The 12,352-nt window shown below is 66.1% G+C and carries 11 protein-coding genes; 8 read left to right on the forward strand and 3 right to left on the reverse strand.

The features are described 5' to 3' along the window. Positions 1–3 precede the first annotated feature (3 nt). Positions 4–249 (reverse strand): exodeoxyribonuclease VII small subunit, encoded by a 246-nt coding sequence (locus tag IE191_RS04800; protein ID WP_028657669.1) that lies wholly within the window; start codon positions 247–249, stop codon positions 4–6. A gap of 130 nt (positions 250–379) precedes the next feature. Between IE191_RS04800 and purL the strand changes: the two genes are divergently transcribed. Next, the gene (gene purL / locus IE191_RS04805; RefSeq protein WP_191323220.1) at positions 380–2,521 is read left to right on the forward strand and encodes a phosphoribosylformylglycinamidine synthase subunit PurL; all 2,142 of its coding nucleotides are present in this window, start codon (positions 380–382) and stop codon (positions 2,519–2,521) included. Between the two features lie 168 nt (positions 2,522–2,689). Here the strand turns inward: purL and IE191_RS04810 are convergent, their stop codons facing one another. Beyond that, positions 2,690–3,487 carry a Coq4 family protein gene (locus IE191_RS04810; RefSeq protein WP_191323221.1) on the reverse strand — a complete coding sequence of 266 codons (798 nt, stop codon included), beginning with the start codon at positions 3,485–3,487 and terminating at the stop codon, positions 2,690–2,692. Next, positions 3,487–4,371, reverse strand: coding sequence for a phosphoserine phosphatase SerB (gene serB, locus IE191_RS04815; RefSeq protein ID WP_229815107.1), 885 nt, complete (start codon positions 4,369–4,371; stop codon positions 3,487–3,489). The genes IE191_RS04810 and serB overlap by 1 nt, the downstream gene beginning before the upstream one ends. Between serB and miaA the strand changes: the two genes are divergently transcribed. The 7 genes from miaA to leuA all read left to right on the forward strand — a co-directional run bounded on the left by miaA (position 4,364) and on the right by leuA (position 12,326). Further along, positions 4,364–5,344: a tRNA (adenosine(37)-N6)-dimethylallyltransferase MiaA gene (miaA, locus tag IE191_RS04820; protein ID WP_191323223.1), complete on the forward strand. Its 981-nt coding sequence runs from the start codon at positions 4,364–4,366 to the stop codon at positions 5,342–5,344. The genes serB and miaA overlap by 8 nt on opposite strands. Before the next feature lie 209 nt (positions 5,345–5,553). Further along, entirely contained in the window at positions 5,554–7,305 is a 1,752-nt protein-coding gene (gene ilvB, locus IE191_RS04825; RefSeq protein WP_191323224.1) for a biosynthetic-type acetolactate synthase large subunit, read from the forward strand. Between the two features lie 26 nt (positions 7,306–7,331). After that, positions 7,332–7,847, forward strand: a complete 516-nt coding sequence (ilvN, locus tag IE191_RS04830; protein WP_191323310.1) for an acetolactate synthase small subunit — start codon at positions 7,332–7,334, stop codon at positions 7,845–7,847. 115 nt (positions 7,848–7,962) lie between these two features. Then, complete coding sequence (gene ilvC, locus IE191_RS04835) at positions 7,963–8,982, forward strand: ketol-acid reductoisomerase (RefSeq protein WP_191323225.1); 1,020 nt, start codon at positions 7,963–7,965, stop codon at positions 8,980–8,982. A gap of 266 nt (positions 8,983–9,248) precedes the next feature. Beyond that, on the forward strand, positions 9,249–9,629 hold the full coding sequence (locus IE191_RS04840; protein ID WP_191323226.1) for an I78 family peptidase inhibitor: 381 nt from the start codon (positions 9,249–9,251) through the stop codon (positions 9,627–9,629). A gap of 124 nt (positions 9,630–9,753) precedes the next feature. Next, positions 9,754–10,407, forward strand: a complete 654-nt coding sequence (locus IE191_RS04845; RefSeq protein WP_191323227.1) for a YceI family protein — start codon at positions 9,754–9,756, stop codon at positions 10,405–10,407. Positions 10,408–10,655: 248 nt separating this feature from the next. Next, a complete protein-coding gene (leuA, locus tag IE191_RS04850; protein WP_191323228.1) occupies positions 10,656–12,326 on the forward strand; it encodes a 2-isopropylmalate synthase in 1,671 nt (556 codons plus the stop codon). Positions 12,327–12,352 lie beyond the last annotated feature (26 nt).

Here is a 12,352-nt window from a genome sequence, read left to right on the forward strand (position 1 = left end):
CGCTCAGGCCCCGTCGAACGGCCGCGTTGCCGCTGGCCGCCCTTCGCGATCGGCCACGACAGCCTCGATTCGCGCTTGGGCGGCGTCTAGCCGGGCCTGGCAATGCGTGCGCAAGGCCTCTCCCCGGGCATAGAGGTCGATCGATTCGTCGAGCGGAGCCTCGCCGCTTTCCAGGCGGCGGACCACGACTTCCAGTTCTTTCAGCGCATCCTCGAAGCTGAGCGCGGCGATATCGGGTGTGCTTGCCATCGGCGCCAGCAATGGCCGGGCGCGGCATGCCGGTCAAGCCCGCTCACATGATGAACACGGGTTCTGTGCACCGGCCTTTTGGGCGTTCTTCCTCTGGCAATAACGCGCGCACGCGGCTAAGGGCGCTGCCATGTCCCAGATCACCGCTGAAATCGTCGCCGCTCACGGCCTGTCGGAAGAAGAATATGCCCGCGTGCTCGGCGCGCTGGGGCGCGAGCCCAACCTGGTGGAACTGGGCATCTTCTCGGTCATGTGGTCAGAGCACTGCTCCTACAAGTCGAGCCGCATCCACCTCAAGAAGCTGCCGACCACGGCCCCCTGGGTGATCTGTGGCCCGGGCGAAAATGCCGGCGTGATCGACATCGGCGACGGCCAGGCCGCCATCTTCAAGATGGAAAGCCACAACCACCCGAGCTACATCGAACCCTACCAGGGCGCGGCGACCGGCGTGGGCGGCATCCTGCGCGACGTGTTCACCATGGGCGCGCGCCCGGTGGCCAACATGAACGCGCTGCGTTTCGGCCGTCCCGACCACCCCAAGATGAAGCACCTGGTGCAGGGCGTGGTCGCGGGCATCGGCGGCTATGGCAACTGCGTGGGCGTGCCCACGGTTGGCGGCGAAACCAATTTCCACAAGGCCTATGACGGCAACATCCTGGTCAATGCGATGACCGTGGGCGTGGCCGATACCGACAAGATCTTCTATTCGGCGGCCACGGGCCTGGGCAATCCGATCGTCTATGTCGGCTCCAAGACCGGGCGCGACGGCATCCACGGCGCGACCATGGCCAGCGCCGATTTCGACGAGAAGAGCGAGGAAAAGCGCCCCACCGTGCAGGTGGGCGATCCCTTCACCGAAAAGCTGCTGATCGAGGCCTGCCTCGAACTCATGGCCACCGACGCGATCGTCGCGATCCAGGACATGGGCGCGGCCGGCCTCACGTCCTCGTCGGTCGAAATGGCCAGCAAGGGCGGCGCGGGCATCCGCCTCAACATGAACATGGTGCCCTGCCGCGAAGAAGGCATGACGCCCTATGAAATGATGCTCTCGGAAAGCCAGGAGCGCATGCTCATGGTGCTGAAGCCCGGCAAGGAGCCGATGGCCGAGGCGATCTTCCGCAAGTGGGAACTGGACTTTGCCGTGATCGGCGAAGTGACCGACACCGGCCACATGGTGCTGGAATGGAACGGCGAAGTGGTCTGCGACATTCCGCTCGACCCGCTCGCCGACGACGCGCCGCTCTATGATCGCCCGCATGTGCCCACGCCCAAGCCGGCGCCGCTGGGCGCGCTGCCAGAAAGCGCGGACATCGGCGCGGACCTGGTCAAGCTGATCGGCAGCCCGGACCTGGCCAACCGTCGCTGGATCTTCGAGCAGTATGACAGCCAGGTCGGCGCCGACACGCTGCAAAAGAGCGGTGGCGACGCGGCCGTGGTGCGGGTGCACGGCACCGACAAGGCGCTGGCAATCAGCACCGACTGCACCCCGCGCTATTGCTTTGCCGATCCCTATGAAGGCGGCAAGCAGGCCGTGGCCGAGACGTTCCGCAATATCTGCGCGGTCGGCGCCACGCCGCTTGCCATCACCAACTGCCTCAACTTCGCCAACCCGCAGCGCCCGGAAATCATGGGCCAGATCGTGGGCTGCCTGGAAGGCATGGGCGATGCCTGCCGCGCGCTCGATTACCCGATCGTTTCGGGCAACGTCTCGCTCTACAACGAATCCAAGGCGACCGGCGGCGGCTCGGCGATCCTGCCGACCCCGGCAATCGGTGGCGTCGGCCTGATGCTCGACCACGAAAAGATGGCCACCATCGCCTACAAGGCCGAGGGCGAAACCGTGTGGCTGCTGGGGCCGCAGGGCACGCACCTGGGCCAGTCGCTCTACTTGCGCGAAGTACTCGGCCGCGAGGAAGGCGAAGCCCCCGCTGTCGACCTGGCGCTGGAGCGCCGCAATGGCGAGCAGGTGCGCGAATGGATCGCGGACGGCAAGGTGACCGCCGTGCACGACATTTCCGACGGCGGCCTGCTCGTGGCGCTGACCGAAATGGCGCTGGCCGGCAAGATCGGCGTCACGCTCGATGCCCCGCTGACCACCGCCCAGGCCTTTGGCGAGGACCAGTCGCGCTATGTCGTGACCACGCCCGCCGGGGTGGAACTGGAGGGCGCGGTGAAGCTGGGCACGACCGGTGGCCAAGCCGTGGCCGGCGTTTCGCTGGCCGTTCTGCGGGAAGCCAACGAAGCGTTCTTCCGGGACTGGATGGAAGGCTGATTGTGCGCAGGTTGCGCTAGGCCTCGCACCACCCCCAAAACCCCCTCCTCTGAAGAGGAGGGGGCTTTTTTGTATCCACTCCCCATCCTCTTTAGAGGAGGGGGTCGGGGGGTGGTGGAAGTCTGGAACGGCACCTCCCCCAACCCCTCCCGCAAGCAGGAGGGGGTTTTAGCGCGCGTGCTTGAGCAGATCGCGCGGATCGATGCCTTCGGCGCGCCACACCGCGTGGGCGCGGGTGTAGACCATCCCCGGCACGATCCCCAGTCGCTGCCGCGCTTCGTCCAGCGGGAGTGGCAGCAGCGCGGTGATCGATTGCTCCATCAAGCGTGGACAGGCCTTGCCGCGCCGCCAGGCCTCGCGCACCGCCGCCAGCACCGGGGCGCGACTCTTGAGGCGCAGTTTCATCTGCAAGGCCGCCATCCAGGCGATGAACAGGTGGCCCGGCGCGGGCTGCTGCGGATAAGTGAACGCCAGCACGCAGGCCTCGCCCAGCGCGTCGCGGCCATAGCCTGTCAGCACGTGTAGCAAGTCGTGCACGTCACGCAGGCGGTTCATGTACCACTGGAAGCGGTCGTTGTAGCGCGGCCGATCGGCCAGGAAGCGTTCGGCTTCATCGACCAGGCCCTGCGCAGTCAACCCTTCGGCCTGCATGAAATCGCAATAGGCCTGCCCCAGCGAGCCTATCGGCATGGCCCGCAGCGCGGCGTGATCGTCGAGCACGGCAGGCAGCCAGGGTTCGGCCAGCGCCAGGGCGTGGCCCTGTGGGGTGGACAGGAACGCCGCACCGGCCTTGCCCCCACCGCGCCAGGGCAGCGCGGCGAAGATGCCGAAGACTTCCGCCGTGTTCTCGGTGTTGTCCATCAGGCGGCGAAAGTGGCCGAACGCGGCCAGCGGGCGCAGGCGCGGCTTTTCCCGGGCGGGATCGAACAGCGGCAAGGCCGCGAAATCGCCCCCCTCGCCCGCCATCAGTCGATGACCCAATCCTCACGCGCGATGCCGAAGAGGTGGAGAATCGAGGTCAGGTCACCCCGATCGATCCAGCCATCCGCCGCCTGCCGCGCCTTGGGCTTGGCATAATAGGCAATGCCGTGGGTGGCCGCGGCGATCATCGGGATGTCGTTGGCGCCATCGCCGGTGGCCAGGCTGACTGTCGCCGGGCCGAGGCGGCCCATTTCTTCCTCCAGCACGGTCTTCTTCACGCTGCTGTCGACAATGCCGCCGACCAGCGCGCCGGTCAGCTTGCCATCGGCGATTTCCAGGCGGTTGCCGACCACCCGGTCAAACCCGAGCTGTGCGGCGACCGGATCGGCAAAGGAATGGAAGCCCCCGGTGACCAGCACGGTGTGGCAGCCGCGCGACTTGAGCGTGGAGACCAGCGTGCGCGCACCCGGCATCGGGCGGATGCGCTCGTCCAGGCACTGGGTGATCGCGGCTTCCGGCAAGTCCTTGAGCAAGCCAACTCGCTCGCGCAGGGCGGATTCGAAATCGAGTTCGCCCTGCATGGCGCGCTCGGTGATCGCCGCGATACGATCCTTGAGGCCGGCGAAATCGGCCAGCTCGTCGATGCATTCGGCACTGATCATGGTCGAATCCATGTCGGACACGAACAGGCGGGGGGTTTCGATCACGCGGTCCGACAGCAGGAAATCGCAGGCCGGGAAGCAGGCATCGAGAATGCCACGCACCATGGCCGCATCGCCGCCGACCACTTCGATTTCCAGCACCGATTCGCAGAAATCGAGCATGCCGGCGCCGGCCACTTCCGCCCCGGCTTCCTCGATCTGTGCCGTGGCCCGTGCAAGATTGTCACCAAGCGTCTCCGGGTCTGCTATCAGACGGGCAATGAGCACTGAAACGTCCCTTTCCTGTTCCGACCAGACCTCCCACGCCATGGGTAGCCGGCCTCGGCTCGCGCTCATTGCAGGGCCGACCGCCAGCGGCAAGAGCGATCTTGCCGTGCGGCTGGCCCTGACCGAGCAAGCCGCCGGCCGCGCCGCCGTGGTGATCAATGCCGACAGCGCGCAAGTCTATGCCGATCTCGCCGTGCTGAGCGCACGCCCTTCCGCAGAGGACATGCAGGGCGTGCCGCATCGCCTGTTCGGCGCCTGGGACGGGGCGCAGGCCTGTTCCGCCGCCGACTGGGCGCAGGCCGCGCGCGCCGAAATCGACGCTGCCCATGCGGCCGGCGCTCTGCCGATCCTGGTCGGCGGCACCGGGCTCTATATCCGCACGCTGCTCGATGGGATTGCCCCAATCCCGGCGATCGATCCCGCCGTGCGCACAGCCGTGCGCGCCCTGCCCGTGGAGCAGGCCCACGCCGCCCTCGCCCGCGAAGACCCGGATCGCGCCGCCGCGCTCCATCCTGCCGATACCACGCGGGTGGCGCGGGCGCTGGAAGTGGTGCGCTCCACCGGCCACCCGCTGGCCCATTGGCAGGCCCGGCGCGAAGGCGGCATCGGCCATGCCGTGACGCTGCGCCCGCTGGTGCTGCTGCCCGATCGCGCCTGGCTCTACGCCCGTTGCGACTTGCGCTTTGCCCGCATGTGGGAAGGCGGTGCCGTGGCGGAAGTGGCAGCACTGCTGGCCCGCCGGCTCGATCCCGATCTGCCGGTGATGCGGGCGATCGGCGTGCCCGAAACCGCCGCCTTCCTGCGCGGCGAGAGCGACGCCGAATCCGCCATTCTCGCCGGCCAGCAAGCCACGCGGCGCTATGCCAAGCGGCAGTTCACCTGGGCCAGGCACCAGTTTCCGGGCGAATGGCCGTGCGGCGCGCACGAAAATTACCTTGACAGAGATCGCTTAGCATCTTTATTTCAAATCTAGCGGGTTGACACGAATGTTTGTGTCAATTACCAAGCCGTCAATTGCCTGGCACTTGCCAGGTGCCCGAGTAGGGAGAGACGGCCCGGCGCAGGCAACTGCAGCCGGGCCGCAGTTTTTAAGGGTCTGGCCGGCGCAGGCAACTGCATTCCCGGCCGCAGTTTTGAAAGAACGGGACGTTCGCGCGGCCCGGCAAGCAAGGGAACAAGGTCGTGAAAAGCGAGCGCAGCGGCGCTGAAATCCTGGTCGAAAGCCTGGTCGCCAAGGGCGTCGAATTCGTGTTCGGCTATCCCGGCGGCGCGGTACTTCCGATCTATGATGCGCTGTTCGGCGATGAACGCATCCGCCACATCCTCGTCCGCCACGAAGCCGGCGCGGCCCATGCCGCCGAAGGCTATGCCCGTGCCACAGGCAAGCCCGGCGTCGTGCTGGTCACTTCCGGCCCCGGCGCGACCAATGCCGTCACCGGCATTGCCGATGCGTTCCTCGATTCGATTCCGATGGTCGTCATCACCGGCCAGGTGCCCACGGCGCTGATCGGTTCAGACGCCTTCCAGGAAGCCGACACGGTTGGCATCACCCGCCATTGCACCAAGCACAATTACCTGGTGAAGGACCCGTCGCAGCTCGCCGCGATCATCGACGAGGCGTTCCGCATCGCCACCGAGGGTCGCCCTGGCCCGGTCGTGATCGACATTCCCAAGGACGTGCAGATCGCCTCCACCCGCTGGACCGGCCAGCCCGAGCAGACGCGCAACCGCTATGCCCCGCAAGTGGAAGCCCCTGCCGACGCGATTGCCGAGGCCGTGGCCATGCTGGCGGCGGCCAGGGCACCGGTGCTCTACACCGGCGGTGGCGTGATCAATTCCGGCCCGGAAGCAGCCCGCCTGCTCCAGGAACTCCAGGCGCTGACCGGCGCCCCGGTCACCTCCACGCTGATGGGCCTGGGTGCGTTCCCCGCCGCGCACAAGGACTGGCTGGGCATGCTGGGCATGCACGGCACCTATGAAGCCAACATGGCGATGAACCGCGCCGACCTGGTGGTCTGCGTCGGCGCCCGCTTCGACGACCGCGTGACCGGGCGCCTTGATGCCTTCTCGCCCGACAGCCGCAAGATCCACATCGACATCGATCGCGCCTCGATCAACAAGACCGTGCGCGTCGACCTGCCGCTGGTGGGCGATTGCGGCAAGGTGCTGCGCCAGTTGATCAATGGCTGGCTCGATGCCGGGCACACCGCGCAGGACCTGACCGAATGGCACGCCCGGATCGATGGCTGGCGCGCGCGCAACAGCCTGGCCTACCCCAAGCGCACCAATGGCGAGATCATGCCGCAACTGGCGATCGAGCGGCTCTATGAACTGACCAGGGACCGCGAACCGATCATCAGCACGGAAGTGGGCCAGCACCAGATGTGGGCGGCGCAGCACTTCCACTTCGACCGGCCCAACAAGTGGCTGACCTCGGGTGGTCTGGGCACGATGGGCTATGGCCTGCCGGCCGCGATCGGCGCGCAGGTCGGCTGCCCCGATGCCTTGGTGATCGATATCGCGGGCGATGCCTCTATCCAGATGAACATCCAGGAACTGGGCACGGCCACGCAGTTCCGCCTGCCGGTCAAGATCTTCATCCTCAACAACGAATGGATGGGGATGGTGCGCCAGTGGCAGGAACTGACCTATGAAAGCCGTTATTCCAGCTCCTATTCCGACGCCCTTCCCGATTTCGTGAAGCTGGCGGAAGCCTATGGCTGGAAAGGCATCCAGATCGACACGCTCGACCAGCTCGACGACGGCATCCGCGCGATGATCGATCATCCCGGCCCGGTGATCGTCGATTGCCGCGTGACCAAGGAAGCCAACTGCTTCCCCATGATCCCCTCGGGCGCGGCGCACACCGACATGATCCTCTACGGCGACGAAGTGGCCGGCACGATGGATGATGAAGCCAAGGCCCTGGTTTGAAGCCCGGTATAAAGACTGATCCGATGATGAAAATCAAAGCAGAGGCGCAAGAGCGCCACGTCCTGACCATCACGGTCGACAACGAGGCGGGCATCCTGGCCAAGATCGCCGGGCTGTTCACCGCGCGCGGCTACAACATCGACAGCCTGACGGTGGCCGACATCACCGACGAGCACGATGTCAGCCGCATCACCATCGTCACCCATGGCCCGCCGGCGGTGATCGACCAGATTCACGCCCAGCTCGAACGCCTGGTGCCGGTGCACAAGGTGACCGACCTCACCGAAGTCGGTCCCTACGTGGCGCGCGAACTGGCCCTGATCAAGGTGGCCGGCAAGGGCGAGAACCGCGTCGAGGCGCTACGCCTGGCCGAAGTGTTCCGCGCCAACGTGGTCGATACCACCACCTCCAGCTTCATTTTCGAGCTGACCGGAGCGCCCGACAAGATCGACACCTTCGTCGCCCTGATGAAGGAGCTCGGCCTTGTCGAAGTGGGCCGCACCGGCATCGTCGGCATGATCCGGGGCGCCCAGGCCGCCTGATTTTTCGATTACCCGCTTGCCCAAACCACGCTTGCGCCGATCCGGCACCCGCCACCGCGCCATTCCGGCCTGATGGATGCCATTGCCGCAGGACGATCAACCAAGGACGAATACCATGAAGGTCTATTACGACGCCGATTGCGATCTGAACCTGATCGCCGACAAGAAGATCGCCATCCTCGGCTATGGCAGCCAGGGCCACGCCCACGCCCAGAACCTGCGCGATTCGGGCGTCAAGAACGTGGCGATCGCGCTGCGTCCCGGTTCGGCCAGCGCCGCCAAGGCCGAAGCCGCCGGCTTCAAGGTTCTGCCCAACGCCGAAGCCGCCGCCTGGGCCGACCTGCTGATGATCCTGGCGCCCGACGAGCACCAGGCCGCGATCTATGCCGACGACATCCATGCCAACCTGCGCCCCGGCGCCGCGCTGGCCTTTGCCCACGGCCTCAACGTGCACTTCGGCCTGATCGAACCGCGCGCCGACGTGGACGTGATCATGGTTGCCCCCAAGGGTCCGGGCCACACCGTGCGCGGTGAATACGTCAAGGGCGGCGGCGTGCCGTGCCTCGTTGCCATCCACCAGAACGCCACGGGCAACGCCCATGACATCGCGCTGGCCTATGCCTCGGGCGTGGGTGGTGGCCGTTCGGGCATCATCGAAACCAACTTCAAGGAAGAGTGCGAAACCGACCTCTTCGGCGAGCAGGCCGTGCTCTGCGGCGGCGTGACCCACCTGATCCAGGCCGGTTTCGAAACCCTGGTCGAAGCCGGCTACGCTCCGGAAATGGCCTATTTCGAATGCCTCCACGAAACCAAGCTGATCGTCGACCTGCTCTATGAAGGCGGCATCGCCAACATGCGCTACTCGATCTCGAACACGGCCGAATATGGTGACATCACCACCGGCCCGCGCATCATCACCGCCGAAACCAAGGCCGAAATGAAGCGCGTTCTGGCCGACATTCAGTCGGGCCGCTTCGTGAAGAACTTCGTGCTCGACAACCGCGCCGGCCAGCCCGAGCTGAAGGCCGCCCGCAAGGCTGCGGCCGCGCATCCGATCGAAAAGACCGGTGCCCAGTTGCGCGCGATGATGCCCTGGATCGGCGCCAACAAGCTGGTCGACCAGACCAAGAACTGATCCCGCTGGCGCATGGCGGCTGCGTCTCGCACGCGGCCGTCATGCCCGGATCACACGGCAAGGGGCCGGCCTGCATCCGCAGGTCGGCCTCTTGCCGTTTGTTGCACCACTCTACCGACCGGGCCGTCCGCTCGACAAACGGCATGGCCAAACGCCGCCCATCGATTAATAGCCATTTTGGATCTATCGGTTCGGAAATCGTTCCCCGGCCCATGGCCACCGTTGTTGCCCCAGGCCCATGGCCGCTAATGTTGATCGAGTTGCCCATGTCTGTTTCGCCTCGTCTTGCCGCAGCCTGCGCCGCCTTCGCCCTGCTGGCCGCCTGTCAGCCGGATGCGCCAAAGCCTGCCGCCACGCCTGATCCCGTCGAAACAGCCGGCGCCCTTGCCGCCGCCACCGACGAGACCGGCGATGCGGCCGTCGATGCCGAGGCCCTGCCGGCGATCAACTGCGGCGAAGGCCGCCTGGCCAAGCTGATGAACCAGCCCGAAAATGACGAGACCCACGCGGCGGTGATTGCTGCCGTGGGCCATCGCCACGTGCGCTGGGTGCACCCCGGCGACGCAGTGACGATGGATTACCAGCCCGGCCGCCTGAATGTGATCGTCGACGAGCGCGGCAAGATCGCGGCCACCCGCTGCGGCTGAGCGAGGGCGACTGCCCCTCCGGGCGATGCGTTCTGCTCGCTTGCCACCCGCCTGCGGGTTTGGCATCCCTTGGCGCGGGCGCCGTGCCTTGCTGCGAGACGACAGCGCCCAAGGGAGACTTCACATGATCACCGTTCGTACCGCGTTCACGCTGGCCGCGCCGCTGGCCCTGGCCCTGGCGGCCACGCCGATGATTGCCCAGGCCCCTGCCCTGCCCGGCCAGCCCGACAAGGCCCGCGTCACCGCCGGCAGCTATGCCGCCGATCCCAACCACTCGCTGGTGGCGTGGAGTGTCAACCACCTTGGCTTCAACGATTACTATGGCCTGTTCGGCAGCGTTTCGGGCACGCTGACGCTCGATCCGGCCAACCCTGCGGCGGCCAAGGTTACCGCCACCATCCCGGTCAGCAAGGTCCTGACCGCCAGCGCCGGCCTCACCGCCCATCTGCTGCGCCCCGGTGCCGATGGCAAGAAGCCCGATTTCTTTGGCCCCACCCCGGCCGATGCCACGTTTGCCTCCACCAGCGTGACGCCGGGCGCCGACGGCACCAGCGCCACCGTGGCCGGCAATCTCACGCTCAATGGCGTGACCAAGCCGGTTTCGATCGCGGCGCATTTCGTGGGCGCGGGCAAGAACATCATGTCGGGCAAGGAAACCGTCGGGTTCGAAGGCACCACCACGATCAAGCGTTCGGACTTCGGCGTGAACGGCGTGCTGCCCTTCGTGTCTGACGAGGTGAAGCTGAACATCACCATCGCGTTCGAAAAGACCGCCTGATCTATTGCTGACATGCGCGAACCCTGCACCGGCCGCCGGTGCGGGGTTTGCTTTGCCTGGCCATTTGAACTGGACAAAGCGGCCACAACCCACCATAGGCTTCCCCCATGATCGCCGCGCTGAACCTTACCCTGCGACTTACACGCCCTTGGGCGTGAGCTGACGCGTCGGTTTCGCGGCGCGCACGGCGCCCAAGGGTCATCCCTTCACCATACAGACGCATCATCCCAATCCAAGGTTCAGCCATCATGGCCATGCTGAAGAATCCCGGCATCAAGTATCGTCCCTTTCCGCAGGTGGATCTGCCCGATCGCCAGTGGCCTTCGCGCACCATCACCAAGGCGCCGCGCTGGCTTTCCACCGACATGCGCGACGGCAACCAGTCGCTGATCGATCCGATGGATGCCGACAAGAAGGCCCGCTTCTTCGACCTGCTGGTCAAGGTCGGCCTCAAGGAAATCGAAGTCGGCTTCCCCAGCGCAGGCGCGACCGAATATGATTTCATCCGGGGCCTGGTCGATGACGGCCGCATTCCCGACGACGTGATCGTCCAGGTGCTGACGCAGTCGCGCGAAGACCTGATCAAGACCTCGTTCGAAAGCCTGGCGGGCGCCAAGCAGGCGATCGTCCACGTCTACAACGCCGTCTCGCCGCTGTGGCGCACGGTGGTGTTCGGCATGGAAAAGAGCGAGATCAAGGAAATCGCCCGTCGCGGCGCCACGTTCCTGCGCGACCAGGCTGCCCGCTTCCCGCAGACCGACTGGCGTTTCGAATATAGCCCGGAAACCTTCTCCACCGCCGAACTCGATTTCAGCATCGAATGCTGCGAAGCGGTGATGGAGGTGCTCCAGCCCACGGTGGAAAAGCCGATCATCCTCAACCTGCCGGCCACGGTGGAAGCCTCGACGGCCAACATCTATGCCGACCAGATCGAGTATTTCTGCCGCAACCTGCCCGGCCGAGATCGCGCGGTGATCAGCCTGCACACCCACAACGACCGGGGCACCGGCGTGGCTGCGGCTGAACTGGGCCTGATGGCCGGGGCCGACCGCGTCGAGGGCTGCCTGTTCGGCAATGGCGAGCGTACCGGCAACTGCTGCCTGGTGACCGTGGGCCTCAACCTCTACACCCAGGGCGTGGACCCCGAGCTGGACTTCTCGGACATCGATGAAGTGATCCAGACCGTGGAATACTGCAACCAGCTTCCGGTCCACCCGCGCCACCCCTATGGCGGCGAACTGGTCTTCACCGCGTTTTCGGGCAGCCACCAGGACGCGATCAAGAAGGGCTTCGCCGCGCAGGAAAAGCGCAACGACGAACTCTGGGCCGTGCCCTACCTGCCGATCGACCCGGCGGACCTGGGCCGCAGCTATGAAGCGGTGATCCGCGTCAACTCGCAGAGCGGCAAGGGCGGCTTTGCCTGGGTGCTGGAACAGGACCAGGGCCTCAAGCTGCCCAAGAAGATGCAGGCCCACTTCTCGCGCCATGTGCAGGAACTGGCCGACGAACTGGGGCGCGAGCTTCAGGCCGGCGATATCTGGGGCGTATTCCGCAAGGCCTATCGCCTGGATGCGCCGCAGCATTTCCAGCTCGTGGACTATGACGAGCAGCGCGGGCCGGATGGCACCCGCGTGTTTGCCGGCAAGATCGAGGTCGATGGCCAGGTGCGCACGGTCAGCGGCCGGGGCAATGGCCTGATCTCGTCGGTGGTGGCGACCCTCGCCGAAGGGTTCGGCGTAAACCTGGAAGTGCGCGACTATTCCGAGCATGCCATGGGCAGCGGCACCAATGCGCGCGCGGCCGCCTATGTCGAATGCGTGCTGGGCGATGGCCGCGTGGTGTGGGGCGTGGGGATCGACGAAGATGTCGCCACGGCCAGCGTGCGCGCCATCCTTTCGGCGGCCAACGCCAGCCGCTGATCCGGGCGCGACATCGCGAACAAGGC

The sequence above is a fragment of the Novosphingobium pokkalii genome (assembly GCF_014652855.1).
In the GTDB taxonomy this organism is placed as follows: Bacteria; Pseudomonadota; Alphaproteobacteria; order Sphingomonadales; family Sphingomonadaceae; genus Novosphingobium; species Novosphingobium pokkalii.